Annotated in this window: 20 protein-coding genes, 1 tRNA gene and 3 pseudogenes; 15 read left to right on the top strand and 9 right to left on the bottom strand. The window is 65.9% G+C overall.

All coding sequences use genetic code 11. The annotated features are described in order from the left end of the window. Positions 1-84 precede the first annotated feature (84 nt). Positions 85-828, top strand: coding sequence for an endonuclease III (gene nth, locus V5F68_RS02605; RefSeq protein WP_394014803.1), 744 nt, complete (start codon positions 85-87; stop codon positions 826-828). Here the strand turns inward: nth and V5F68_RS02600 are convergent. The 3 genes from V5F68_RS02600 to V5F68_RS02590 all read right to left on the bottom strand — a co-directional run bounded on the left by V5F68_RS02600 (position 825) and on the right by V5F68_RS02590 (position 3,385). Next, positions 825-1,508 (bottom strand): sulfate transporter family protein, encoded by a 684-nt coding sequence (locus V5F68_RS02600; RefSeq protein ID WP_394014607.1) that lies wholly within the window; start codon positions 1,506-1,508, stop codon positions 825-827. The genes nth and V5F68_RS02600 overlap by 4 nt on opposite strands. Positions 1,509-1,590: 82 nt before the next feature. After that, the gene (locus V5F68_RS02595) at positions 1,591-2,217 is read right to left on the bottom strand and encodes a DUF3574 domain-containing protein (RefSeq protein ID WP_394014608.1); all 627 of its coding nucleotides are present in this window, start codon (positions 2,215-2,217) and stop codon (positions 1,591-1,593) included. Positions 2,218-2,281: 64 nt separating this feature from the next. Further along, positions 2,282-3,385, bottom strand: a complete 1,104-nt coding sequence (locus tag V5F68_RS02590; protein ID WP_394014609.1) for an NAD-dependent epimerase/dehydratase family protein — start codon at positions 3,383-3,385, stop codon at positions 2,282-2,284. A 181-nt stretch (positions 3,386-3,566) separates the two neighbouring features. Here V5F68_RS02590 and V5F68_RS02585 point away from each other — a divergent pair, with 181 nt between their 5' ends. The 3 genes from V5F68_RS02585 (at position 3,567) to V5F68_RS02575 (ending at position 8,709) form a co-directional block, all read left to right on the top strand. Next, on the top strand, positions 3,567-4,193 hold the full coding sequence (locus tag V5F68_RS02585) for a TetR/AcrR family transcriptional regulator (protein ID WP_394014610.1): 627 nt from the start codon (positions 3,567-3,569) through the stop codon (positions 4,191-4,193). Positions 4,194-4,291: 98 nt separating this feature from the next. Next, positions 4,292-5,536 carry an efflux RND transporter periplasmic adaptor subunit gene (locus tag V5F68_RS02580; protein ID WP_394014611.1) on the top strand — a complete coding sequence of 415 codons (1,245 nt, stop codon included), beginning with the start codon at positions 4,292-4,294 and terminating at the stop codon, positions 5,534-5,536. A gap of 5 nt (positions 5,537-5,541) precedes the next feature. Next, positions 5,542-8,709: an efflux RND transporter permease subunit gene (locus tag V5F68_RS02575; RefSeq protein WP_394014612.1), complete on the top strand. Its 3,168-nt coding sequence runs from the start codon at positions 5,542-5,544 to the stop codon at positions 8,707-8,709. Positions 8,710-8,773: 64 nt separating this feature from the next. Here V5F68_RS02575 and V5F68_RS02570 read toward each other — a convergent pair whose 3' ends face one another. Then, positions 8,774-9,523 carry an SDR family NAD(P)-dependent oxidoreductase gene (locus tag V5F68_RS02570; protein ID WP_394014613.1) on the bottom strand — a complete coding sequence of 250 codons (750 nt, stop codon included), beginning with the start codon at positions 9,521-9,523 and terminating at the stop codon, positions 8,774-8,776. A 165-nt stretch (positions 9,524-9,688) separates the two neighbouring features. Next, positions 9,689-9,982, bottom strand: a complete 294-nt coding sequence (locus V5F68_RS02565) for an ArsR/SmtB family transcription factor (RefSeq protein WP_394014614.1) — start codon at positions 9,980-9,982, stop codon at positions 9,689-9,691. Between the two features lie 478 nt (positions 9,983-10,460). On the opposite strand from V5F68_RS02565, the gene V5F68_RS02560 reads away from it, so the two are divergent. The 3 genes from V5F68_RS02560 to V5F68_RS02550 are packed head-to-tail and all read left to right on the top strand — an operon-like array spanning position 10,461 to position 13,027. Next, positions 10,461-11,540 carry a methionine ABC transporter ATP-binding protein gene (locus V5F68_RS02560; protein WP_394014804.1) on the top strand — a complete coding sequence of 360 codons (1,080 nt, stop codon included), beginning with the start codon at positions 10,461-10,463 and terminating at the stop codon, positions 11,538-11,540. Beyond that, positions 11,530-12,210, top strand: a complete 681-nt coding sequence (locus tag V5F68_RS02555; RefSeq protein WP_394014615.1) for a methionine ABC transporter permease — start codon at positions 11,530-11,532, stop codon at positions 12,208-12,210. The genes V5F68_RS02560 and V5F68_RS02555 overlap by 11 nt, the downstream gene beginning before the upstream one ends. A 25-nt stretch (positions 12,211-12,235) precedes the next feature. Next, positions 12,236-13,027, top strand: a complete 792-nt coding sequence (locus V5F68_RS02550) for a MetQ/NlpA family ABC transporter substrate-binding protein (protein ID WP_394014616.1) — start codon at positions 12,236-12,238, stop codon at positions 13,025-13,027. 46 nt (positions 13,028-13,073) lie between these two features. On the opposite strand, the gene V5F68_RS02545 is transcribed toward V5F68_RS02550, so the two are convergent. The 3 genes from V5F68_RS02545 to ettA all read right to left on the bottom strand — a co-directional run bounded on the left by V5F68_RS02545 (position 13,074) and on the right by ettA (position 15,929). Next, on the bottom strand, positions 13,074-13,373 hold the full coding sequence (locus V5F68_RS02545; protein ID WP_348846561.1) for a hypothetical protein: 300 nt from the start codon (positions 13,371-13,373) through the stop codon (positions 13,074-13,076). A 69-nt stretch (positions 13,374-13,442) separates the two neighbouring features. Next, the gene (gene tam, locus V5F68_RS02540; protein WP_394014617.1) at positions 13,443-14,216 is read right to left on the bottom strand and encodes a trans-aconitate 2-methyltransferase; all 774 of its coding nucleotides are present in this window, start codon (positions 14,214-14,216) and stop codon (positions 13,443-13,445) included. Positions 14,217-14,273: 57 nt separating this feature from the next. Continuing rightward, the gene (ettA, locus tag V5F68_RS02535) at positions 14,274-15,929 is read right to left on the bottom strand and encodes an energy-dependent translational throttle protein EttA (protein ID WP_394014618.1); all 1,656 of its coding nucleotides are present in this window, start codon (positions 15,927-15,929) and stop codon (positions 14,274-14,276) included. A gap of 103 nt (positions 15,930-16,032) precedes the next feature. Here ettA and V5F68_RS02530 point away from each other — a divergent pair, with 103 nt between their 5' ends. From V5F68_RS02530 to V5F68_RS02510, 5 genes and pseudogenes are all read left to right on the top strand, one after another. Continuing rightward, complete coding sequence (locus V5F68_RS02530) at positions 16,033-16,569, top strand: cupin domain-containing protein (RefSeq protein ID WP_394014619.1); 537 nt, start codon at positions 16,033-16,035, stop codon at positions 16,567-16,569. 176 nt (positions 16,570-16,745) lie between these two features. Further along, positions 16,746-16,820: transfer RNA gene (locus V5F68_RS02525), tRNA-Gly, on the top strand. Between the two features lie 314 nt (positions 16,821-17,134). Then, positions 17,135-17,473, top strand: a pseudogene (locus tag V5F68_RS02520) (DUF932 domain-containing protein); the annotation flags it as partial. A gap of 220 nt (positions 17,474-17,693) precedes the next feature. Beyond that, positions 17,694-18,485, top strand: a pseudogene (locus tag V5F68_RS02515) (enoyl-CoA hydratase/isomerase family protein). Positions 18,486-18,667: 182 nt separating this feature from the next. Then, complete coding sequence (locus tag V5F68_RS02510) at positions 18,668-19,507, top strand: oxidoreductase (RefSeq protein WP_394014620.1); 840 nt, start codon at positions 18,668-18,670, stop codon at positions 19,505-19,507. A 151-nt stretch (positions 19,508-19,658) separates the two neighbouring features. Here the strand turns inward: V5F68_RS02510 and V5F68_RS02505 are convergent. Beyond that, positions 19,659-20,624 (bottom strand): annotated as a pseudogene (locus tag V5F68_RS02505) (aldo/keto reductase); the annotation flags it as partial. 92 nt (positions 20,625-20,716) lie between these two features. Here V5F68_RS02505 and V5F68_RS02500 point away from each other — a divergent pair. The 3 genes from V5F68_RS02500 to V5F68_RS02490 all read left to right on the top strand — a co-directional run bounded on the left by V5F68_RS02500 (position 20,717) and on the right by V5F68_RS02490 (position 24,478). Beyond that, positions 20,717-21,328, top strand: a complete 612-nt coding sequence (locus V5F68_RS02500) for a TetR/AcrR family transcriptional regulator (protein WP_394014621.1) — start codon at positions 20,717-20,719, stop codon at positions 21,326-21,328. Positions 21,329-21,435: 107 nt separating this feature from the next. Continuing rightward, positions 21,436-22,416: an AraC family transcriptional regulator gene (locus V5F68_RS02495; RefSeq protein WP_394014622.1), complete on the top strand. Its 981-nt coding sequence runs from the start codon at positions 21,436-21,438 to the stop codon at positions 22,414-22,416. Next, positions 22,319-24,478: a xanthine dehydrogenase family protein molybdopterin-binding subunit gene (locus V5F68_RS02490; protein ID WP_394014623.1), complete on the top strand. Its 2,160-nt coding sequence runs from the start codon at positions 22,319-22,321 to the stop codon at positions 24,476-24,478. The genes V5F68_RS02495 and V5F68_RS02490 overlap by 98 nt, the downstream gene beginning before the upstream one ends. Positions 24,479-24,482 lie beyond the last annotated feature (4 nt).

Here is a 24,482-nt window from a genome sequence, read left to right as displayed (position 1 = left end):
CGCGCCGTGGGGAAGGTCACACCGCCCGCCAAAGGCACCACGCCCGACCGGGCGGCAAAATCCGCCACTCCGCCACCTCTTCCCATCTCAGTCGCCGGACGGCTGAAGAATGAGGCGGCGGCGGGCGTTGTTCCTGCGCGTCGCCGCGCCGTGGCGAATGCCGCCGCTGCCGCGCACGGGCGTACGGTCGCGCCATGGAGCGAAGCTGAAATCGTCGAAGCCTTCACGCGGTTCGAAAGGCGCGATCCAGAGCCCAAGGGCGAGCTGGATTATGTCGACCCCTTCACCCTGCTGGTTGCGGTGGTACTTTCCGCACAGGCCACCGATGTCGGGGTGAACAAGGCCACGAAGGGCCTGTTCGCCGCCGCCCCGACGCCCGCCGCCATGGTGGCGCTCGGGGAAGAAGGCATCGCCGGCTTCATCCGCACCCTCGGTCTGTTCCGGGGCAAGGCGAAGAACGTGGCCGAACTCTCCCGCCTGCTGCTGGAGCGCCACGGCGGCGAGGTGCCCATGGACCGCGCGGCGCTTGAAGCGCTGCCCGGCGTCGGCCGAAAAACCGCGAACGTGGTGCTGAACATCGCCTTCGGCCTGCCGACCATCGCGGTGGACACCCATCTGTTCCGCGTCGCCAACCGCACCGGCCTCGCCCCCGGCGCCACCCCGCTGGAGGTGGAACTGGGCCTGGAGGCGCGCATTCCCGAGCGCTTCAAGCGCCACGCCCATCACTGGCTGATCCTGCACGGGCGCTACATCTGCAAGGCACGCCTGCCCGATTGCCCGATCTGTCCGATCAATGATCTGTGCCGCTGGCCGGACAAGCCGATCTAGGCCTCGATCAGCCTTTGCGTCGGCACCGCCTTGAGCCGCTTGTGGAGGTGCACCATGAAGGCCGTGCCGAACACCGGCATGATGAGATTGAGAACCGGCACCATCAGCAGCGGCGTCATGAGCAGGCCGGCGATGAAGATGCTGGTGGCGTTCGCCTGGCGCAGCGCGCGCGCCTGGGCGGGCGAGGAAAAGCGCATCGCGGCCATCTCGAAATATTCCCGGCTGAGCAGATAGGCATTGGCCAGGAAGAAGGCGATGAGATTGACGCCCGGCACCAGCAGCAGCAGAAGCGCCAGGATGTTGACCGCCAGCACGAGGACGAAGAACCGCGCCGAATAATAAAGCGAGGTCGCCAGCGGCTGCGGCGTGCCCACCGGGTCGTTCGGATAGCTCGCCCGCTCCACCTTCTCCGCCACCTCGTCCACGAACAGGCCGGCGACCAGCGAGGACGCGGCCGGCACGAGATAGGCGATGCCGAACACCAGGCCGAGGCCGGTGACGATGGCAAGCGTCGTATCCAGCCAGGGATAGGGCAGCTCGGTCAGGTATTCCACTGCCACGAACAGGCCGATGCCCAGCACCGCCAGCACCCCCAGCCCCAGCAGCACCGACCTGAACAGAACGCCGCGCAAGAGCGGCGAGAACACCTGCCCGAACGCGGTGAAGGCGGCGGCGAACATGAAGGGCCTCGCGGGTGACAGAAAACGACCCCCCTCACGTAGGGTGCGCCGCGGCAGGCCTCAAGGGTTCATGACGCGCGAACTATGGATTGACGCGCACCGGAAAATCCACGTGGAACACCCGCCGCTGCCCGAAGCGCTGGATATAAGCGCTCTTGATTTCGCCCAGCTTGGCGCTGGCGTCGGGCGTATTGGGATGGACGATAAGCAGCAGGCGCGTGCCAGGTCTCGAGAGAGCGAGCGCGGCGGCGGCCGAGAGGGAGGCGGCAAGCGCCGGGTCCGGCGCGAGCGCGGGGGTCGAAGCGGTCCCTGCGGGCGCCGCATTGCCCACGGATGTGCCATTGCCAGCGGGGCCGCCGCTTCCGGCTGGCGCCGCGGCGGATGGCGATGCCGCGCCCGTGGCGGCAGAAGCGGGTGCAGCAAGAGCCGGCGCGCCGGCGCCGGCGAGGCCCTGCGCCTCCAGAACCGTCAGCCCGCCGGGAAAGCGCGGCGCGACGATCTCCGCAACGAACTGCACCCATTGCTGCTCACTCACACCGCGCCCGTCAGGCGTATTGAGGCTGAAGAACAACTGGCTTTCCAGGAAGACGCTGTCGGCCCATGGCGTCGGCTGCCAGCCGGGTGCGGACACGGCATTGTCCTGCGCGCGGGCCGGGCCGGCCAGCAGAGCCGCCAGCAGCAGCGGGGCAAATATTCTCGGCGCGCGCATCTTCACTCCCCCAGCTTTTTGCGATCCAGGCCCTGCCCGGCTCTTCTGCGGCTGCCGCGCGTCCTCACTCGCCCGCGGCGGCCTTGAGGTTCCACGCGACGGTGCGCAGGATCGCCTGATCGAGGCCGACGGTCCTGCGCACGCCCAGATCCTGGGTGATGGCATCCACCGCCGGCACATAGCGCCCGGGATTCCACCCCGAATCCGCAGCGCCCTGGATCTCATATGAGCCGTTCCCGACCAGCCGGGCAACCCGCGCCGCAAGCTCGCCGATGGAGACCGCCTCGTCCGATCCCACGTGATAAAGCCCGCCCGTCGGCCCGCGCGCGAGCAGGCACCACAGCCAGGCGGCGAGATCGCCGGCATAGAGATAGGAGCGCACCGCCCGCCCGTCGCCCTTGACGACGACCGTCCGCCCCGCCAGAGCGTCGCGGATGAAATTGCCGATGGCGAAGCGCGAATCGAGCGGTTGGAACGGGCCGGCGAAGGCGAACAGCCGAGCGATGGACACATCGAGTCCGAACTGGCGGCCGTAAATCGCACACAGCATTTCCGCGGCCCGCTTGCCTTCCCCATAGGCGTCGCCGGCATTGGCGCTATCGGGAACGCCGGCGAAGCTTTCCGCCATATGCGGCAGGGTCCAGGGCTGGCGCCCCAGCACCGCGCCGGTGCTGAGATGTAGGATCCGCTTCACGCCCTTGGCGACCGCGAAATCGAGCACCCGACGGGTTCCTAGCACGACCGTGTCGAACATGGCGCGCGGATCGCTCATGCCCAGATCGCCGGCGGAATCGGTGGCGCCGTGAATGAAATGGGTGAAGTCACCGAGCGGATAGGCAAACTCCCGCACATCCCCGCGATGAAAGGAAAATCCCGACGCAGAGGCAAGGTGCGGGGCGCGCGCCGCGAACCCATCCGGCTCTCGGGTGAGGATGACCGCGTCGATCCCGAGACCCAGCCGCACGTCCGCCCGCGCGAGCGTTTCCAGCAGCCAGCGCCCGACAAAGCCGGTCCCGCCGGTGATGAACAGGCGGGCTCCGCGCAAGGCTTCCCATGCGGGGCCGACCGCATCGACCGCGAGATCGAGATCGTCGTCCAGCTTCCAGGTGAGGCCGAAGGCGTCGAGAGCGCCGGGCCGGAGCTGGGTCGTCCACCTTGCCTGTTGCATGTCTCTACCGTGGCCGTTCAAGAACCGTCAGGCCTACCCTTCGCGCCTTTCGTGAAGCTGCCCGGCAGCAAAGGGGCCGCCTTTCGGCTTATGAAATAACGAGAACGAACATTCGCTCTTGACCTGAGACAGGACGCTCGCCATGGTGAGAGCGAATGTTCATTCTCACCCCTGAGGTTCCATGGCCCTGGGCGCCCCTGATATTTCCGTGCTCGATCACCGCTCCGAGCAGCAGAAGCGCATCCTCACTGCCGCCGTGCAGTGTTTCGCCCGCGACGGTTTCCACGGCACGTCCATGCAGAAGATCTGCGCCGAAGCGGGCATGAGCCCCGGCGCGCTCTATCGCTATTTCCCCTCCAAGGAATCCCTCATCGGCGCCATCGTCGAGGGCGAGAGCGCGGAGCGGGCCAAGCTGTTCGAATATCTCGAACAGACGCCGAGCCTGATCGACGGGCTGACCGAATGCATCGCCGCCCTTCTTTCCAAGGAGAGCATCGACTGCGCCAAGCTCGGGCCGGAAATCATGGCCGAAGCGATCCGCAACGAAAAGCTGCGCGAGGCGCTGGAGCCAGTGGAGGAAGAGAGCCACGTGCTGCTGCGCGCCGCTCTGGTCTCAGGCATGGAGCGGGGCGAAATCGATCCGGAAGCCGATCCCGATACGCTGGTGATGCTGCTGAAGGTGATGGGCGACGGGATGATCCTCCACAATCAATTGCACCCGCAATGGAATCTGCCGGATCGCCTGCCCGCCTTCGCCACCCTGGTGCGGCGCATGCTGGCGCCGGAAACAAAAACCTCCCGGCCATGAGCATCAGCTTGCCGCAATTTCCGTATCGTCATGCGCCCGCGCGTTTGCCCCGGCTTGCCGATGCGTCCGCGCCCGGACACAGAGAGACCGACCGACCCATGCCCCGCTTCGCCCGCAGCGCCCCGTTCCAGACCTCCAAGCGCCCCGCGCCGCTGCCGCATCGCCTGCTTGCCGGTGCGCTCTTCGCCGCAGCGCTCGCGGCGCCCCAATTCATTCCCCCCGCCCTGGCCGAGGCTCCTGCCGCCGAAGCCGTGAAGGGTCTGACCGTCAGCGTCACCCGTCCCGAAAGGCGGGAGATGGTCGAGACGCTGCTGGTCACCGGCTCCCTGATCGCCCGCGAGGAAATCCAGGTGGGCCCGGAAATCGAGGGCTATCGCCTCACCGAGATTCTCGCCGAGGTGGGCGACAGGGTGAAGCAGGGACAAGTGCTCGCCCGCCTCAATCGCGAGGTGCTGGAAACCCAGTTGGCCCAGAACACCGCCAACCGGGCCAAGGCGAAGGCCGCCATCGCCCAGCAGCGCGCGAATCTCGACCAGATGCTGGCGCAGGAGGCTGAAGCCACCTCGGCGGTGGAGCGTTCGCGCCAGCTGCGCAAGACAGGCGTGGTCTCCCAGGAAGCGCTGGACGAGCGCGAGCGTGCCGTGAAGGTGGCCGCCGCCCAGGTCGCCGCCACACGGGAAGCGCTCGCCGCGAGCGAGGCCGACGCCGGCCTGGTGGAAGCGCAGCGCTCCGAAATTGAGCTGAAGCTGACACGGACCGAGGTGAAATCCCCCGCCGCCGGCGTGGTGCTGGCGCGCGATGCCCGCATCGGCGCCATCGTATTGTCCACCCGCTCTGAGCCGCTGTTCCGCATCGCCCGCGACGGCGCCATCGACCTCGATGCCGAGGTGCCGGAGGCGGTCATGCCGCGCATGCAGGTGGGGCAGAGCGTCAGCGTGACCCCGGCGGGTTTCTCCGCGCCGCTGAGCGGCAAGGTGCGTCTCATCTCGGCGCAGCTCGACAAGGCGACGCGCCTCGGCAAGGTGGAGATCGCGCTCGCCGACGATGATCGCCTGCGCCCGGGCACCTATGGCCGCGGCTTGATCGAGATCGCGCGCCGCACGGGGCTCGCCGTGCCGCAGTCCGCCGTCATGTTCGACGCCAAGGGCGCCTATGTGCTGGTGGTGAAGGACGGGGTCGTCGCGGAGCGCCGCGTCGAGCCGGGCCTCAAGGGCGAGGGCCGTATCGAACTCGTCTCCGGCGTCGGCGCCGACGATCTGGTGGTCGTGCGCGCGGGTGGTTTCCTGCGCGAAGGCGACCGCGTCACCGCAGTCGAGGCGGACCGCACCGCCGGAGCGAAATAAGCGCCATGGCCCTCAATATCTCCGCCTGGGCGATCCGCAAGCCCATTCCCTCCCTGGTCCTGTTCGTGGTGCTCACCGCGCTCGGCATCGTGCATTTCCGCTCGCTGCCGGTCACGCAGATGCCAAACATCGACGTGCCCATCGTCATGGTCTCCATTTCCCAGCCCGGCGCCGCGCCGAGCGAATTGGAAACCCAGATCACCAAGAAGGTGGAAAACGCCGTCGCCGGCGTGGCGGGGGTGAAGCACATCACCTCCTCGCTGTCCGAAGGCTCCTCCGTCACCACCATCGAGTTCCATCTGGAAACGGCGGTGGACCGGGCGGTGAACGACACCCGCGACGCCGTCACCAAGATCCGCACCGAACTGCCCCAGGCCATCGAGGAGCCGCTGATCCAGCGGGTGGATATCGAGGGCCTGCCCATCGTCACGTTCGCGGTGGCCTCGCCCACGATGAACGCTGAGGAACTCTCCTGGTTCGTGGACGACACGGTGGCCCGCACGCTCCAGGGCATTCGCGGCGTTGCCCAGGTGAAGCGCGAAGGCGGCGTGGATCGTGAGATCCGGGTTGCGCTCGATCCCGACCGGCTGATGTCGCTCGGCATCACGGCCGCCGAGGTCTCGCGCCAGCTCCGCGCCACCAATTTGGACGTCTCGGGCGGACGCGGGGAAGTGGGTACGCAGGAACAGTCCATCCGCACGCTGGCTGGCGCCGCCAGCGTGGACGACCTCGCCGATACGCGCATCGTACTCTCCAACGGGCGTTATGTGCGGCTGAAGGATCTCGGCACCGTCACCGACGGGGCGGCGGAGCAACGCGTGTTCGCGCGGCTCGACGGGCGCCCCGTTGTGGCCTTCGGCGTCTATCGCGCCAAGGGCTTCTCCGACGTGGTGGTCTATGATCGCACCCAGGCCGAGGTCCAGAAGCTGGTCGCGGCCCACCCGGACGTGTCCATCACCATGATCGACACCACCGTGCGCTACACCAAGGCGGACTATCAATCCGCGATGCACACGCTGATCGAAGGCGCGATCCTGGCGGTCATCGTGGTCTTCATCTTCCTGCGCGACTGGCGCGCCACCCTCATCACCACGCTCGCGATCCCGCTGTCCATCCTGCCGACATTTTGGGTCATGGACGCGCTCGGCTTCTCGCTGAACGCGGTGAGCCTGCTGGCCATCACGCTCGTCACCGGCATCCTGGTGGACGACGCGATCGTCGAGATCGAGAACATCGTGCGGCACATGCGACAAGGGAAGTCCCCCTATCGCGCGGCCATCGAGGCGGCGGACGAGATCGGCCTCGCGGTGGTGGCAACCACGCTCACCATCGCCGCCGTATTCGTGCCGGTGTCCTTCATGGGCGGCATCGCCGGGCAATATTTCAAGCAATTCGGCATCACGGTTGCTGTGGCGGTGCTGTTCTCGCTCGCGGTGGCGCGGCTCATCACGCCGCTGATGGCCGCCTATTTCCTGCGCGACCACGGCCATCGGGAAACCGGCGACGGCTTCATCATGCGCCATTACGTGCGCCTGCTGGGCTGGTCGGTGCGCCACCGGTTCGCGACCATCGCCATGGGCTTCGGCGTGTTCGCCGGCACCATCTTCCTCTCCACGCTGCTGCCCTCGGGCTTCCTGCCCAATAACGACATCTCCCGCTCCATGCTCTCCATCGAGATGCCGCCCGGCACCACGCTGGCAGAAACCCAGGCGGTATCGGACCAGATCACGGCGGACCTGCTGAAGCAGCCCGAGGTGGCGAGCGTCTACGCCACCGCCGGCACCGGCGGACAGGGCGGGATGGCGATGATGGCGAGCGAGGTGCGCAAGGCGCAGATCGTCGTGAACCTCAAGCCGCGTCACGAACGCAGCATCGACCAGAAGACGTTTGAAACGCGCCTCCACGACGAGCTGGCAGCACTGCCCGACATGCGCTTCACCTGGAGCCCCAACGGGCAAGCGGCGCAACGCGGCTTCTCCATGATCCTCTCCGGTAATGACGGCGAGGCGGTGGAACAGGCGGCGCTGAAGCTGGAGAAGGAGGTGCGCGACCACGTGCCGACTCTCGCCAACGTGGTCTCCAGCGCCGCGCTGGACCGGCCGGAAATCCGCATCGTGCCGAAACTCGATCAGGCGGCGCAGCTCGGCGTCTCGGTGGATACCATCGCCGAGACGGTGCGCATCGCCACCATCGGCGACATCGCCGCGAACCTCGCCAAATTCTCGGCCAAGGATCGCCAGATCGATATCCGTGTGCAGATGGACGAGAGGGCGCGCGCCAAGCTCGCCACCTTCGATGCGCTCAAGGTGCCAACCTCCAAGCCCGGCGTCTCGGTGCCGCTTTCCTCGGTGGCGGACGTGAGCTTCGGCAAGGGCCCGACCTCGCTGGACCGCTACGACCGCGCCCGCCGGGTGGCCGTAGAAGCGGACCTGGTGGGTGACACCCCGCTCGGTGCTGCGATCGAGGCGGTCAAGGCGCTGCCCGCTGCGAAGAACCTGCCACAGGGCGTCGCCTTGAAGGAGTCCGGCGATGCCGAGATCATGGGCGAGGTCTTCTCCGGCTTCGCACTCGCCATCGCGGCGGGGGTAATGCTGGTGCTCGCGGTGCTGGTGCTGCTGTTCCAGGATGTGCTGCAGCCCATCACCATCCTGGTGGCGCTGCCGCTCTCCGTGGGCGGGGCGTTCATCGCTCTGCTGCTCACCGGCAATTCCATCTCGCTGCCGGTGGTGATCGGCTTCCTAATGCTGATGGGCATCGTGACGAAGAACGCCATTCTGCTGGTGGACTTCGCCATCGAATCCATCGCCAAGGGCATGGACCGCACCACGGCGCTGATGGAATCCGGCCGCAAGCGCGCCCAACCCATCGTGATGACCACCATCGCCATGGCCGCGGGCATGCTGCCGTCCGCGCTGGCGCTGGGCGAAGGCGGCTCGTTCCGCGCGCCCATGGCCATTGCGGTGATCGGCGGGCTCATCGCCTCCACCGTGCTGTCTCTGGTTTTCGTGCCGGCGGTGTTCTCGGTGATGGACGATTTCAGCCACATCATGGGCCGCGTCTTCGGCCGGTTCGTCGGCAAGCGGGACGAACATCCGGGCCACGAGCACGACGCGCACGGGCCGGACGCGCAAGGCGGGCAGAAACACCTGCCCTTCCCTCGCGCGGCCGAATGACATCGCGCGCTCCGGCCGGAAGGGGTGAAACGGCCGAAGCGCGCATGCGCCGGGACGCCTGCGCTCAGCGCAGGCCGCCCGAAGCGAAGATGATCTCACCCGTCAGCCAGCCGGCATCGGCGGAAGCGAGGAAGGTTGCAACGGTCGCGATATCCTGCGGCTGGCCGCCACGGCCGAGCGGGGTCTTGGCGATCAATTGCCGTTCCATGTCGCTTCCGGCGATGTTCAGGCTCCGCGTGCCTTCCGTCTCCACCCCACCGGGGCTGATGGCGTTCACGCGGATCTGGCGCGGGCCGAGCTCGGTGGCGAGCACGCGCGTAATGGAATCCACCGCCCCCTTGGTGGCCGTATAGACGGAAGCGCCCGGTAACGAGACGGTGGTGACCGCCGAGGAAATATTGATGATGCTGCCGCCCTCGGCGGAGAAGTGCTTGACCGCTTCCCGCGTCGCCAACAGCAAGCCGAGCACGTTGGTATCGAACTGGCGGTGGAAGTGCTCCTCGTTCACGTCCTCGATCGTCGCGAAAGTGTAGATCCCGGCATTGTTCACGAGAATGTCCAGCCCGCCGAACGCGGCCTTCGTTTCCGCAAACAGGCGCGAGACATCGGCGGCCTTCGCCACATCGCCCTGCACCGCAAGCGCCTTGCCGCCGGCAGCCTTGATCTCCGCTACGACACGGTCTGCGCCCTCCTTGCTGGACGCGTAATTCACCGCCACCGCAGCCCCTTCGGCCGCAAGGTTTTTCGCGATGGCTGCGCCGATTCCCTTGGAGGCCCCAGTGACTACCGCGACCTTGCCTGACAGCTTACCCATCTCATCTCTCCCAACCGAAACGATTCGATAATTAGATAATCATCGAATTGATGTGCGGCGTAGATGGGAAGGCCGGCTGCGGTTGCAAGGGGTCACCGCGCGGGAGGTGGCGCCCGAAGTTTCGGGCCGGCCGCGAACGGGGGCACAAATGCGCGGGCGGGCGGCTCAGATCTTGGAAAGCTGGTCGAGATAGGCGCTCAGCACGTCGCGACGCAGGACGAGCTTGGCGAACTTGCCCTCGCGCACGATATCCACGAGGCCGGCTGTCTCAAGCTCTTTCAGATGGTGGGAAATGGTCGCGGCGCTCACGGAATGGCACTCCGCCAGCGCAGTGCAGGCGAGTTGCGCACCGGCGGCACCGATCTCCTTCAGCATCTGGTAGCGGCGCGGTTCCGCCAGGGCGCGGGCGATCTGGGCAAACTGCTTCTCGCTCAGATGAATGGATTCCGCAGACGACATGATCTCAAAACTCGTGGGCGCAACGATCCTCACATGGTCGCCGCGACGCTCAATATGTGGTCGGCACCTCGCTTTGACAACGCCGCGGGGGCCCTCCCCCGCGGCGCACGCTCGGCCATGCTCCTCCCGGCGGCCCCGCGCGGCGCGGGCCGAAAATCTATTTCACATTCATTTCAGGCGGCTTGACTTGTTCGCCAAAACGAACGATGTATCGAGGCGGGAAACATCAACGATGGGTGCGGCCATGATGCGCTGCCTATGTATGCGAATGTGATTGCGGCCTGATTGAAGCGCCGCGTCTTTTGCCGCCCGAAATTCCCTTCCAGCCGTCGGTTGCCTGCGTCCCGAGATGGACCGCCAGGACGAACGCGCGTTCGCGTTCAGGGTCCGACGAAAGCCGGAGATGATCGTGACCGCCATCCTGCCTATTGTCGCCGCATCGGCACAGGAAGCCGATCCCTCGGGAAGGCCCGCGTCCGTGCAGAACTCCTTCGAACCCGCCCACACACGCCGCGCCGTCATCGACTTCGCGCATGTGGGAAAAACCTATGCCGCCCGCGCGGGCACCCCGCTGGTGGCGGCTTTGGAGGATGTGAGCCTGTCCGTGCCCGAGGGCGCCATCGTCGGCGTCATCGGCCGCTCGGGCGCGGGCAAATCCACCCTCATCCGCCTCGTGAACGGGCTGGAGCGGCCGAGCTCCGGGCGCGTCGTGGTGGACGGCACCGACATCACCGCCTTGTCGGAAAAAGGCCTGCGCGAGGCGCGCCGGTCCATCGGCATGATCTTCCAGCATTTCAACCTGCTGGCCCGGCGCACGGCTTATGAGAATGTGGCGCTGCCGCTGGAAATTGCCGGTGTCTCGCGTCGCGAGATCAAGGCGCGGGTGGAACCGCTGCTCGATCTCGTGGGCCTAGCCGACAAGCGCGACCGCTATCCCGCAGAACTCTCGGGCGGGCAGAAACAGCGCGTCGGCATCGCCCGGGCGCTCGCCACCCGCCCGCGCGTGCTGCTCTCGGACGAAGCCACCTCCGCCCTCGACCCCGAGACAACGAACCAGATCCTCGCGCTGCTGCGCAAGGTGAATGCCGAACTCAAGCTCACCGTGCTTTTGATCACCCACGAGATGGCGGTCATCAAATCGGTGGCGAACCGGGTGGCGGTGCTGGACGGCGGGCGCATCGTGGAAGAAGGCCGCACGTTCGAAATCTTCGCCCATCCCCGGCACGCGACCACCAAAGCCTTCATTTCCGCCATCACCGGCGCCGCGCTGCCGGCGCAGGTGGCGGATCGCCTGAAGCCGGTCCGGGTGGGCGAGGCGCAGGCGGTGCTGCGCATCGTCTTCACCGGCACCCACGCCACCGACCCGGTGCTCTCGCGCATCTCCCGCCTGCTCGGCGTGGATGTGAACATCATCCAGGCCCAGGTGGACGACATCGCGGGCGAGCCGTTCGGCGTCATCGTTGTGTCGCTGCCGGGCGACATCGCCACCGTGGCGGCCGTGCAGGCCGCGGTCACCGGGCTTGGCCTCGGCGTGGAGGTGCTTGGCTATGTTTCCTGAAATCCTGCCCCCCGCCATCGTCGATCTGCTGATCGATGCCACCCGCCAGACCCTCTACATGGTCGCCGTTGCCGGGCTCATCGGCACCGCCATCGGCTTGCCGCTGGGCGTGTTCCTCGCCAACAGCCGGAGCGGTGAACTGTTCGCCGCCCCCGTGCTCAATCAAGCCTTGGGCCTGGTGGTGAATGCCGCCCGCTCCACACCCTTCATCATCCTGGTGGTGGCCATCATTCCCTTCACCCGGCTCATCGCCGGCACGTCCATCGGCACCAATGCGGCCATCGTGCCGCTGACGGTGGCGGCGGCCCCCTTCATCGCCCGGCTGATTGAGGGCGCGATCCGCGAGGTGGATCAGGGCTTGGTGGAAGCCGCCCGCGCCATGGGCGCGAGCCCACTCCAGATCGTGGCCAAGGTGCTCCTGCCGGAGGCGCTCCCGGCCATCACCCTTGCCCTGACGCTCGCCGTGGTGAGCCTGCTCGGCTATTCCGCAATGGTCGGCGCCGTGGGCGGCGGCGGCCTCGGCGATCTCGGCATCCGCTTCGGCTACCAGCGCTTCATGCCCGACGTGATGGCCGCCGTGGTGGTCGTCCTCATCCTTCTGGTGCAAGCCGTGCAAAGCTTCGGCGATCTGCTGGCCCGCCGCCTCGACAAGCGCAACCGGCGCGACTGACCCGTTCCTTAAAGGAGATCCGAAAATGAAAGTTCGCTTCCGCGCGCTCGCGACCGCGCTCACCCTATCGTTCGCCCTGACGAACGCTGCCGCCTTCGCCGAGACCATTTCGGTGGGTGTCACCCCCGGGCCCCACGCCCAAATTCTGGAAGCCGTGAAGCCCGTCGCCGCCAAGCAGGGCCTCGACATCAAGATCGTCGAATTTTCCGACTACGTTGTGCCGAACACCGCGCTGGAATCCGGCGAATTGCAGGCGAATTCATTCCAGCATCAGCCTTATCTCGACAATCAGGTGGCCGATCGCGGCTACAAGATCGTCTCGGTGGGGCAGACAGTGAATTTCCCCATCGGCATTTATTCCAAGAAATTCAAAAGCCTGGACGATCTGCCCGTCGGCGCGACCATCGCCATTCCCAACGATCCCACCAATGGGGGGCGGGTGCTGCTGCTGCTCGCGGACAAGGGCTATATCAAGCTGCGCGACGGCGTCGGCTTCAAGCCGAGCGTCGCGGACATCATTGAAAACAAGAAGAAATTCAAGATCGTCGAGATCGACGCCGCCCAGCTGCCGCGCTCGCTTCCCGACGTGGACGCGGCCGGCATCAACACCAATTATGCCAAGGAAGCCGGGCTCGATCCGGTGAAGGACCCGATCCTGCGGGAAGACCCGAAGGGCCCCTATGTCAACGTCATCGCGGTGCGGACGCAAGACAAGGACAAGCCCTTCGTGAAGATCCTGGTGGAAAGCTATCGTTCACCCGAGGTGAAGGAGTTCATCCTCACCACCTTCAAGGGCGCAGTGCTTCCGAGCTGGTGAGAAAGCTCCGTAAACGTGCCCCTCTCGCTGGGGAGAGGGGCATTTTTCAGGCGTTGGCTTCGAGGCGCGAGATCACGGCGGTGCGCGCTTCGTCGATCTGCTGTTCATAATTGTCCGCGAGCGGCTCGCCCAAGGCATTTTCCAGCACGCCGCGCACCGCATAGAGCGCGGCCAATTCGGCGGGATGTTCCAGATCGTCCCGCGCGTCCTGTTCCGCGGGATCGTCGGTGATCCGCGATATCAGGTCCAGCAGAACCACGGCCACCGAACGGTCCAGCGTCATCACCACATCGCCGCTGGGCAAGGTGACGGAATCGGTGAGCGGCTCATTCTGGGGCGCTGACATGGGCGTTTTTCCGTTCGAAGATCAAAGAACAACCCTATAGGGCGTTTGCGGCAAGGGCGCGACCGTGCGTCAACGCCGGGCGATCAGGAACAAGCGCGGAAAAGCCAGCAGCGCCTTTCCGTCTGTCCGAAGCGGATAGGCGGCCGCAAGGCGGGCCTGGTAGGCGGACAGGAAATCGCCACGCTCCGCAGTGTCCAAAGGATCGAGGAACGGGCGCAGGCCGGTGGACTTCAGCCATTCCACGATCGCGCCGTGGCCCTCGAGCGGGTGATAATAAGTGGTGCGCCAGATATCCACCTGCGCGGCTCCGGCGATCAGGAGATTATAATAATCGCCCGCCGAAGGCAGCTCGGTGCGGGCGCCCACCGCCCCGGCCAGCCTCCCCTTCCACGGTCCGGCCAGCGCGGTCTCGCGCATGGCCACATGGGATGGCTGGTCGAGGTTATCCGGCATCTGCACCGCGAGCACGCCGCCCGGAGCGAGCATGGAAACCAGCCGCGGAAATAGAGTCTCATGCTGCGGCACCCACTGCAGGACCGCATTGGCGAAGATCAAGTCCGCCGGCCGATCGAGCGTGAATGTGGAAGCATCGCCCGCCTCGAAGCGCGCCTGTGGCAGACGTTTGCGCGCCACCTCCAGCATCGCAGGCGAAGTATCGATGCCCAAAACATCAGCGCCGGGAAAGCGCTGTGCCACCAACTCCGTGGAATTGCCTGGCCCGCAGCCAAGATCGACAGCGAAATTTGCGTCGGCGAGCGGCACATGGGCCAGCAGATCCCGCGCCGGACGGGTGCGCTCATCCTCGAACTTGAGATATTGGCGGGCGTTCCAATCCTCGGCCATGGCAGCACTCCGCGCTTCAAAGTTGAAAAGCGGGCGGCGCGCCGCCCGCCTTTTCAATCAGCGGCCGAACTTCTTGTAGTGAATACGCTTCGGAATGATGGAATCGATGCCGAGACGCCGCTTCTTGTCTTCCTCGTAATCCGCGAAATTGCCCTCGAACCATTCCACGTGACTGTCGCCCTCGAAGGCGAGCATGTGGGTGGCAATACGATCCAGGAAGAAGCGATCATGGGAGATGATGACGGCGCAGCCGGCATAATCTTCCAGCGCCTCTTCCAGGGCCCGCAGGGTTTCCACGTCGAGATCGTTGGTCGGTTCGTCGAGCAGCAGCACATTGCCGCCGCGTTGGAGCGTGCGGGCGAGATGCACGCGGTTGCGCTCGCCGCCGGAGAGCATGCCGACCTTCTTCTGCTGGTCGCCGCCCTTGAAATTGAAGGCCGCGCAATAAGCGCGCGAAGGAATTTCCTTCTTGCCGACATAGATGATTTCATTGCCGCCGGAGATTTCCTCCCAGACGGTCTTCTTGTCGTCCAGCGCGTCGCGGCTCTGGTCGACATAGCCGAGCTTCACCGATTCACCGATGGTGATGGAGCCGCTGTCGGGCTTCTCCTGGCCGGTGATCATGCGGAACAGCGTGGTCTTGCCCGCGCCGTTGGGCCCGATGACGCCAACGATGCCGCCCGGCGGCAGCTTGAAGGAGAGATCGTCGATCAGGAGGCGGTCGCCGAACGCCTTGTTGAGATGGTCGAAGGCGATGACGTTCTGGCCCAGGCGCTCGGCCACGGGAATGACGATCTGTGTCGCCGAGGGCATGCGCTCGGAGGCCTTCTCCAGCAATTCCTCATAGCGCTGGATACGCGCCTTGCTCTTGGCCTGGCGGGCACGGGGCGAAGTGCCCATCCATTCCTGCTCGCGGGCGAGCGCGCGCTGGCGCGCCTCGTCCTCGCGGCCTTCCTGGGTCAGGCGCTTCTGCTTCTGGCCGAGCCAGGAGGAATAATTGCCCTCGTAGGGAATGCCGCGGCCGCGATCGAGCTCCAGGATCCAGCCGGTGACATTGTCGAGGAAGTAGCGGTCATGGGTGACGATCAGGATCGCACCCGGATAAGAGCGCAGATGGCCTTCCAGCCAGGCGGTGGTTTCCGCGTCCAGATGGTTGGTCGGTTCGTCGAGCAGGAGGAGTTCCGGCTGTTCCAGCAGCAGGCGGCACAGGGCGACGCGGCGGCGCTCGCCGCCCGAGAGCTTGGCGACGTCGGCGTCGTCCGAGGGGACGCGCAGCGCGTCCATCGCCTGGTCCACCTTGCTGTCGAGATCCCACAAGCCCTGGCCTTCGATCTCGTCCTGAAGGCGGGTCATCTCGTCCGCCGTCTCGTCGGAATAATTCATGGCGAGCTCGTTGTAGCGATCTAGGATCGCCTTCTGCTTCGCCACGCCGTCCATGACGTTTTCGCGCACGCTCTTGGTGGGATCGAGCTGCGGCTCCTGGGCGAGATAGCCCACGCGCACGCCTTCCGCCGGGCGCGCCTCGCCGGTGAAGTCCTTGTCCATCCCGGCCATGATCTTCAGCAGGGTGGACTTACCGGCACCATTCGCGCCCAGCACGCCGATCTTGGCGTCCGGGTAGAAAGACAGGTGCACATTGTCGAGCACCTTCTTGCCGCCTGGATAGGCCTTGGTGAGGCCATGCATGTGATAGGCATATTGATAGGACGCCATGCGTCACCGGCTCCGGAAAAGGGATGCAGGAAAGTTGCCGTCGTTCTAGCCTCCTGTGAAGACGCGGGCAAGCAAGCCCGTCGGCGATCCTAGGGAGACGCACATGGGCGGACCGCACGATCATCCCCATACGCATGGCGACCACACGCACGGCCCGCAGGCCGGCGAGACCCCCATCCCCTCCCCCGGCATCGACTGGCGCACACAGGGCGTGAAGGTGATTCCGGGCGACAATCTCGATCCCAATACGGCCCAGACACCGGGCATGAACCGGGCCACTGCCATCAACCGGGCCCGCGCCGGCGCCGAGAAGCTCTGGGCCGGCACGGTGCATATCCATCCCGACGCCAAGACCGGGGCGCATCACCATGGCGATCTGGAAAGCGTGATCTTCGTGGTGAAGGGCAAGGCGCGCATGCGCTGGGGCGACCATCTGGAGTTCACCGCCGAGGCCGGCCCCGGCGATTTCATCTATGTGCCGCCTTACGTGCCCCACCAGGAAATCAACGCGTCGCCCGACGAAACGCTGGAATGCGTGCTGGTGCGCTCGGGGCAGGAGCCCGTGGTGGTGAACCTCGATATCGAGCCTGTGGAAAAACCTACCGCCGTCAAATGGATCGACTCGATCCACAAGGAATGAGCCGGCGAAAGGGTTTTCTCGTCATTCGCTGGCATCGCAGGGCCACGCTCCATGACGCTGGCCGGGGAATTTTTCCCCAGGCCGACGAGAAACGGCGCGAAAGCCTGTTGCAATCCCGATTTCGTTTTGGCATAGACACGCACCTGCCCGGCGGCACACCGCCACGGCAGATGGATGCGGGTGTAGCTCAGGGGTAGAGCACAACCTTGCCAAGGTTGGGGTCGAGGGTTCGAATCCCTTCGCCCGCTCCAGTTTCTCTTCAGAAAATCAGATGCTTAGCAAACGCCCTTCGGGGCGTTTTCTGCTTACCGGCCAAAGCTGGGCTATCTCGGCAAGCAGGCGGTAAGCGCGGCAGGGAAAGCCGTGGCGCGCTCCAGCGTAGGCGACCGTCCTGCCCGGCCGGTCAGCGACAGCCCGGAAGGGGAGGCACGGCTGTTCGACATGCCTCCCACCGCTTGCGGAACGCGCCCCGTCGTCCGTCGAGAGCGAGAGGCTGGCCGGGTTTGCCATGACGGGTTGAGGACCGGGAGAGAGGCTTCCGGCGCCCGTCATGGAGTTTGGTCCGATGACTGAAGTTCAGGTCTTGGATGCGCGCCGTGATGCGGCAGGCGGGTACAAGGTGGATGCAAGCCGCGGCGAGCGGAGTGGGCGCGTGTCCTCGGAGTGGTTCTCCCGGCCGGCGGACGAGCGCTACCTGTCCCTGTCGGAGCTGTACGGCGCCGTGCGAAGGCGGTCTGACCGGAGCCGGACGCGCACCGTGGAGAGCGCCGCGATCAGCGTCGAAGCGAGCCGGGAGATGCCGGACCGGCTGACGCTCGCACTGCCCGGGGCAGATGCTCCCGTTGCCCCGACCCACTGGAGCTTCGGCCAGCTCGCGAGCCTCGTCGGCGCACCGGCGTCCTATCGCCATGCTGCTCATCGGCGTGCAGCTCTATTTTTCCCTGCGTCGCAACCGAAAGCCGGAATTGGACCTCCCGGCAAACCCGGCGGTGGTGTCCGAGGAATGAGGCCGACGGGCTGTTCGCCGGGCAGTGCTGACCCCTCATGAAAGATGCCGCAAACGAGAGCACGCTTCGCTTGGTCAGCGCACTGCGTCAGCCTGAAGAGCCGGAGGTCGAACCTGAATGGATAACGAAGACATTCTCCTTCACCGGGGCACTGCGACCATCGAGATCACGATCAACCGACAGGACAAGCTGAACGCTTTGCGGGAGCAGACAGCACGGGAGATTCTCGACGCACTGCATGCTGCCGAATTCGATCCGTCCGTGCGCGCCCTCATCTTGGCGGGCAATGAAAGAGCCTTCTGCGTAGGTGTCGACGTCAGTGAGCTTGACGGACAGGCCGGTCCATTTGAGTTCTACCGGTTTCGCAAGCGAGCTCGGAAGCTCAGCCGGCTTTTCTCGGAATTGTCTGCGTTCACCAAACCCGTCATCGCGGTGGTGGAGGGCCTGGCCTTGGGCGGGGGCTTCGAGCTCGCCCTGGGTGCCGACATGGTGGTCGCCGGCGCCAAGGCCGAATTCGGGTTCCCCTAGGGCAGGCTCGGCCTCATGCCCGGTGGTGGCGGCACGCAACGGCTGCCGCGTCTTCTCGGCCCGCAGCGGGCCAAGGAGCTGGTGTGGACCGGTCGGTGGATGAGCGCAGCGGAAGGGGATCGGTTTGGCCTTGTCACCCGTTTGACGCCGGCGGGCGAGGCGCTCCGCCAGGCGCGCGAGATGGCCGATGCCATTTCGAGGAGCGCCCCGCTCGCCGTAATGCTTTCGAAAGCCGCCATCGATCGCGGCCTGCAACTGCCGCTCAGCGAGGGACTGGCCACGGAAAGCGACCTCGCCTTTCTGCTGTCCTTCACTCACGATCGGCGGGAAGGCGTTGCAGCGTTTCGGGAGAAGCGTCCGCCGGATTTCAAGGGGGAATAGGGCGGGGTCCGGGCAGGACCAAGGGCGCAGCGGGCGCGCATTCCCCCGCTGTCCGTGTGCGGCAGGATCAGGCAAGAAAGAAGCAGGAACGCCTCTACCCTTCGCCCTTGGCTGAACATAGCTCTCGGTGACCATGGGCCGTGTAGCGGCCCGCGGCTCATAAGCCTCCGGGAAGCATCAAGATGAAGACATGGTTCGTGACCGGCGCCAGCCGAGGATTGGGTTTGGAAATTGCCCGCGCTGCCCTCGAAGCTGGCGACCGGGTGGTCGCCGCCGCGCGAACGCCGGCGCATATCACGGACGCGCTCGCAGGACATGCGGATCGCCTGTGCGCGCTCGCGCTCGATGTCACTGACCCGGCCGCCGTGCAGTCCGCCGTGGAACAGGCGGTGGAGACGTTCGAACGCATCGACGTACTGGTCAACAACGCCGGCTACGGCCAGCTCGGGGCGTTCGAGGAAGTCTCCGGCGCCGCGCTGGCGCTGCAGTTTGCCACCAATGTTTTCGGCGTCTTCGACGTGACCCGAGCTGTCCTGCCGATCATGCGCCGGCAGCGCTCCGGGCACATCCTCACCATATCTTCCATCGCCGGCATGGAAGGTTTCGAGGGCTCGTCCGTCTATTGCGCGACCAAGCACGCTGTCTCGGGCTGGTCTGAAGCGCTGGCGAAGGAGGTCGCGCCCTTCGGCATCAAGGTCACCTGCGTCTATCCCGGGCGTTTCCGGACCGACTTTCTCGACGGCAGTTCCGTCCGCTACGGCGAAATCGAGATCGACGACTACAAGGCATTTTCTGAGCGCCGGCGGGAGGCGCTCGATGCCGACAATCATCTTCAGATCGGCGACCCGATCAAGCTCGCCGCCGCCATCGGCACGCTGGTCGCGGCCGAGCACCCGCCCGTCTGGTTCGGCGCGGGCTCGGACGCCTACGCGGTGTTCACCGCCAAGGCCGATGCGCTGTGCAAGAATGTGGAGGACTGGAAAGCGCTCATGGTCTCGACGGACTTCACCAGCTCCAGCTGAGATCGGAACGGCGGGCTGCAGGACCGGGTGCCGGTCCCAATGCCCGCCGCGTCCGAGGGAGGCCTCAGGATCACGCGGTCTTGAAGCCGGGGATCTGCGCCATGATGCGCTGAAGCTCGCGATCGTCCGAGATACCCTGGAAGTCGTATCGTGGGGTGTAAGGGGCTTCGAGAAGGCGAACCTCCTCATCGCTGAGCGTGATCGATAGCGAGGCGACCGCATCGTCGATCTGGCTCGCTGCGCTGGCGCCGACGATGGGGGCGCAGACGACCGGATTCGTCCTCAACCAGGCCAAGGCAACTTGTGCACGCGAAACGCCACGTCCCTCGGCCACATTGCCGACGGCCTCGACGATCGCTTTGTCGCTTTCGGCGGTTGCAGCCGTGTAGAGCATGTCCGCGAACGGATCACTGCCCGCACGTGCGGTCGCTTTCGCATCGCCCCACGCACGCGCCAGCCGACCGCGGGCGAGCGGGCTCCAGACCATGGTGCCGACGCCCTCGTCCTGGCAGAGCGGCAGCATCTCGCGCTCTTCCTCGCGGGCGATCAGATTGTAGTGGTTCTGCAGCGTGACGAAGCGCGCCCAGCCATTGGCTTTCTGCATGTGCAGGGCCTTGGAAAATTCCCAGGCACGCATGGACGAGGCGCCGATATAGCGGGCCTTCCCGGCCTTGACGACATCGTGCAGCGCTTCAAGCGTCTCCTCCAGCGGCGTGGCGGGGTCGTTGCGATGGGTCATGTAGACATCGACGTAATCGGTGCCGAGCCGGCGCAGGCTGTGGTCGATTTCGGCCATGATGGCCTTGCGGGACAAGCCCTTGCCGTTCGGCCCCGGCCGCATGGGATGGCGCACCTTGGTGACGATCACGACGTCGTCGCGGTTGGCAAAATCCTTCAGCGCGCGACCCAGGATTTCCTCGCTGGAGCCTTGAGAATAGAGATTGGCGGTATCGAAGAAATTGATGCCCTGCTCGATCGCGTGCCGGATCAGCGGCCGGCTGTCTTCCTCCCCCAGCGACCAGACCGGGTGGCCGCGTTTGGGATCGCCATAGGTCATTGCTCCAATGGCGATGGGCGAGATGTCCAGCCCCGTGTTTCCGAGCTTGATATAGTTCATGGTGGTCCCTATCGTTCGCGTATCGGAGAACTCTCCACTTTGATCGGATGGGCTTAACGGAGAATTCTCCGCTTATCAAGAGCCCATTGCCGATGCCATTCGAGGACGAGGTCGTGTCAGAAGGTCCCCCGACGGCGAAGCGCGCCGATGCGTTGAAAAACCGTGAGCATATTCTCGAGGTCGCCCACGACGCGTTCGCGGAGTCCGGGCTGATGTCGCTGAACGAGATCGCCAAGCGTGCAGGCGTCGGCGCCGGCACGCTCTATCGCCATTTTCCGACGCGGGAGGCGCTGATCCTCGCGGTCTACCAGCATGACATCGAGCGGCTGGTGGACTCCGTCCCGAGGCTGCTCGCGGCGCATCCGCCGCTAGAGGCCTTCCGCACGTGGTTCCTCACGCTCGCAGACTATATCCGCGTGAAGCACGGCCTGGGGGAGGCCCTGCACAGTCCGGCGGCACAGGATGCCATCCGCGGCACCTATGCGCCCGTCACGGCGGCGGTGGACGCGCTGCTGCGGGCCTGCGTTGCGCAGGGCAGCCTGCGCCCCGGCCTGCAGCCGTCCGACGTGCTCCTGCTCATGGGCTTTCTCTGGCGCATTCCACCCGGTGCGGAGGGCCAAACGCAGGCCCAGCGGATGATGGATCTGGTCCTTGCGGGTCTCGCAGGGGCAGCCAGCCTGCCAAAGAAGGGCGCCGATCGATAGGAATAGGCAATTATTCCAGCGGATTGGGCTAGCCGACGCAAGGCGCCGCTCCTATTTTCCGGGAAACTCAGCCTCGTTCATCATCAGACCGGAAGCGGGGGCCGTGGATGATCATCGCAGAAAGAAGCGCCGCCGGCCCGGATGCCGCGGTCATCTTTGCCCGCAGCCGGATCGCGGATATCGTCAAACGCCATCTGGACAGCGGCGGCCAGCGTGAGCAGACCCCGGTCGCAGGCCTGACCATCCATGGCAAGACCGGTCCCGCCGAGCCGACGTCCTTCCTTTACGATCCCTCTTTCGCCCTCATCGCCTGTGGGTCGAAGCGCGTCGTCCTGGGCGATGAAAGCTATGTCTATGACGAATCCCATTTTCTGCTGACGTCGGTCGGGCTCCCCACCATCGTGCAGGTTCTCGACGCCTCACCATCGCAGCCCTATTACTCCATCAAGCTCAACATCGACCTGGAGCTGGCGCGCGAGCTCATCTGCGAGGTTGCGCAATATGGCCCGGAGTCGAGCGCCGGCACCGGCATGGCCATCGGCCCCCTCGCCCCGCCCCTTGCCCTGGCCGCCATGCGCCTCGTGGAGCTGCTCGACAGCCCGCAGGATATCCCGATCCTCGCCCGGACGTTGCAGCGGGAAATTCTCTATCATGTCCTGACAAGCCCCATCGGGGACCGGCTGCGGCAGGCGGTGCAGCTGGGGACGCGCACGAACAGGGTCGCGGCAGCGATCCAATGGATCCGCGAGAACTTCACCGAGGCCCTCAGGATTGATGAGCTGGCCCAACGGGCGGGCATGGGGGAATCGACCCTGCATCACCATTTCCGGGCCATCACCGCCATGAGCCCGCTGCAGTATCAGAAGCAGCTGAGGCTGCATGAGGCGCGGCGGCTCATGGTGAACGACCGGATCGATGCGGGCCTCGCCGCCTTGAAGGTCGGCTATGAGAGTCCCACGCAGTTCAACCGGGAATACCGCCGGATGTTCGGTGCGCCGCCCAAGCGCGACGTGGCGTCGGTTCATCGGTGCCGCGCTTCCCCTGAAGAAGGGCCTTGCGACGCCGCTGCCGGCTGGTGCCTCCCTTGAGCCCAATGCTTTCGTGCGCATTGGCTCCGACGATGTCGTGACCATCCTCAGCAAGCACATCGAATTCGGCCAGGGCGCCCATACCGGCATGGCGACGCTGGTGGCGGAAGAACTCGATGCGGACTGGTCGACCATCCGCGTCGAGACCGCAAGGGCCGATACCGCCGTGTACAAGCACCTGATCTATGGCTGGCAGGGGACCGGCGGATCGAGTGCGATCCGCGAGGCCTATGATCAGATGCGCCGGATGGGCGCCATGGCCCGCCGCATGCTGATGGAGGCGGCCGCCAGGGACTGGGCGGTGCCGATCGAGGAAATCCGCACCGAGACCGGTGTGCTGCTGCACCCGCCTTCCGGTAGGGCGGCACGCTACGGAGCGCTTGCGGCTTTGGCTAGCACATTGGCCGCACCGGACCCTGCGACGCTGAAACTCAAGTCGCCGTCGGAGTTCCGACTGATCGGCAAGACATCTCACGTGCCGCGCGTGGACTCGCGAGCAAAGGGCGACGGCAGCGCCGTGTTCGGCATGGACATCCGCGAGCCCGGCATGCTGACCGCCGTCATCCGCAAAGCGCCTCGCTTCGGAGGAAAGGTGCGCGCCTTCGATGCCTCCCGCGCGCTCGAAGTGCCCGGCGTCGTCGCGGTCCGGCAGATCGATACCGGTATCGCCGTCTACGCGACCAGCACCTGGGCCGCGATCCAGGGCCGAGAGGCCCTCGACGTGACCTGGGATGAGAGCGAAGCAGAGACGCGCAACACCGCCGACATCTTCGCGGCGTTCCGCACCGTTGCTGGCAAGCCGGGCCTGATCGCGGCGGAGCGCGGCAGCGTGGAGCGGGCCTTCGCCGGGGCCGACAGGATCATCGAGGCCGAGTTTACCTTTCCCTATGTCGCCCATGCGGCCATGGAGCCGCTCTGCGGCTTCATCATCTGGGACGGGGCGAGCGTGAGGGCTCGGTACGGCTGCCAGATGCACACCTTCGATCAGCGGCAATTCGCGCGCCTGTTCGATCTGCCGATCGAGAAGATCGAGATCGAGACTGTTTATGCCGGCGGCAGCTTCGGCCGCCGCATCGACCTGGGCAACGAAGTCCTCGGCCCGGACTTCGCCGCCGACATGGCCGCCGCCGCCAAGGGGATCGGCCCAGGCCGGGGCGTAAAGGTGATGTGGACACGGGAGGACGACATCACCGGCGGCTGGTACCGGCCCATGATCCTTCACCGCATGCGGGCGGCCATAAAGGAAGGCCGGCTCAGCGCGTGGCACAACAGGATTGTGGGTCACTCCTTCGGGGTCGACAGCGTGCTGCGCGCCCGCATGCCGAGCGGCGCAGACGCGCTGATGGTCGAGGGCGCCGCCAATATGCTGTACGGCGTCGGCAATTTCCTGTGCGACGCGCATATCGTGCGGGACAAGGTTCCGACATCCTCGCTGCGCTCGGTCGGCAGTACCCATACGGCCTATGCCGTCGAGCGTTTCATCGACAAGGTGCTGGAGGCACTCGGCCAGGATCCAGTCGAGGGCCGCATCGCCCTCCTCGGCACGGCGCCGAAGGAGGTCGGGGTCCTCAAGGCCGTCGCGCAGGCTGCCGGCTGGTCCGGGCCGATGGTTGGCAATGGCCGGGCGCGCGGCGTCGCGGTCGGCAGGGCCTTTTCCACCTCGGTCGCCCAGATCGCGGAGGTCTCGATGGGGCCGGACGGGGTGCCACGTATCCACAAAGTGTGGTGCGCCGTCGACTGCGGTATGGCGGTCAACCCGGATGTCATCAAAGCCCAGATCGAGGGCGGCACCGGATACGGTCTCGGCATCGCCCTGTTCGGCCAGATCGACCTCAAAGACGGCCGCATCGTGCAGTCGAATTTTCACGACTACCGAGTGCTGCGCCATGAGGAGATGCCGGAAGTCGAGGTGATCATCGTTCCGTCCAAAGAACCGCCAACGGGCGTTGGGGAACTGGGCGTGCCGGTGATCGGCCCCGCCGTCGCGAATGCCCTGGCCCGGCTCGGATGGTCGGACGCCGCGCTCCAGCTTCCGCTCCACGCTTCCTCCGCACGACTCTGAGAGG

The sequence above is a fragment of the Roseixanthobacter pseudopolyaromaticivorans genome, from assembly GCF_043195145.2.
GTDB lineage: Bacteria > Pseudomonadota > Alphaproteobacteria > Rhizobiales > Xanthobacteraceae > NCEH01.
The sequence above is the reverse complement of the archived record's forward strand: the minus strand, read 5'-3'. Positions and strand labels throughout refer to the sequence as shown.

What these genes read in the sequence shown, in the direction of transcription:
- V5F68_RS02600 (WP_394014607.1), bottom strand. Translation starts at nt 1,508, where the DNA reads ATGTTCGCCGCCGCCTTCACCGCGTTCGGGCAGGTGTTCTCGCCGCTC.
- V5F68_RS02595 (WP_394014608.1), bottom strand. Translation starts at nt 2,217, where the DNA reads ATGCGCGCGCCGAGAATATTTGCCCCGCTGCTGCTGGCGGCTCTGCTG.
- V5F68_RS02590 (WP_394014609.1), bottom strand. Translation starts at nt 3,385, where the DNA reads ATGCAACAGGCAAGGTGGACGACCCAGCTCCGGCCCGGCGCTCTCGAC.
- V5F68_RS02585 (WP_394014610.1), top strand. Translation starts at nt 3,567, where the DNA reads ATGGCCCTGGGCGCCCCTGATATTTCCGTGCTCGATCACCGCTCCGAG.
- V5F68_RS02580 (WP_394014611.1), top strand. Translation starts at nt 4,292, where the DNA reads ATGCCCCGCTTCGCCCGCAGCGCCCCGTTCCAGACCTCCAAGCGCCCC.
- V5F68_RS02575 (WP_394014612.1), top strand. Translation starts at nt 5,542, where the DNA reads ATGGCCCTCAATATCTCCGCCTGGGCGATCCGCAAGCCCATTCCCTCC.
- V5F68_RS02570 (WP_394014613.1), bottom strand. Translation starts at nt 9,523, where the DNA reads ATGGGTAAGCTGTCAGGCAAGGTCGCGGTAGTCACTGGGGCCTCCAAG.
- V5F68_RS02565 (WP_394014614.1), bottom strand. Translation starts at nt 9,982, where the DNA reads ATGTCGTCTGCGGAATCCATTCATCTGAGCGAGAAGCAGTTTGCCCAG.
- V5F68_RS02555 (WP_394014615.1), top strand. Translation starts at nt 11,530, where the DNA reads ATGTTTCCTGAAATCCTGCCCCCCGCCATCGTCGATCTGCTGATCGAT.
- V5F68_RS02550 (WP_394014616.1), top strand. Translation starts at nt 12,236, where the DNA reads ATGAAAGTTCGCTTCCGCGCGCTCGCGACCGCGCTCACCCTATCGTTC.
- V5F68_RS02545 (WP_348846561.1), bottom strand. Translation starts at nt 13,373, where the DNA reads ATGTCAGCGCCCCAGAATGAGCCGCTCACCGATTCCGTCACCTTGCCC.
- tam (WP_394014617.1), bottom strand. Translation starts at nt 14,216, where the DNA reads ATGGCCGAGGATTGGAACGCCCGCCAATATCTCAAGTTCGAGGATGAG.
- ettA (WP_394014618.1), bottom strand. Translation starts at nt 15,929, where the DNA reads ATGGCGTCCTATCAATATGCCTATCACATGCATGGCCTCACCAAGGCC.
- V5F68_RS02530 (WP_394014619.1), top strand. Translation starts at nt 16,033, where the DNA reads ATGGGCGGACCGCACGATCATCCCCATACGCATGGCGACCACACGCAC.
- V5F68_RS02510 (WP_394014620.1), top strand. Translation starts at nt 18,668, where the DNA reads ATGAAGACATGGTTCGTGACCGGCGCCAGCCGAGGATTGGGTTTGGAA.
- V5F68_RS02500 (WP_394014621.1), top strand. Translation starts at nt 20,717, where the DNA reads ATGCCATTCGAGGACGAGGTCGTGTCAGAAGGTCCCCCGACGGCGAAG.
- V5F68_RS02495 (WP_394014622.1), top strand. Translation starts at nt 21,436, where the DNA reads ATGATCATCGCAGAAAGAAGCGCCGCCGGCCCGGATGCCGCGGTCATC.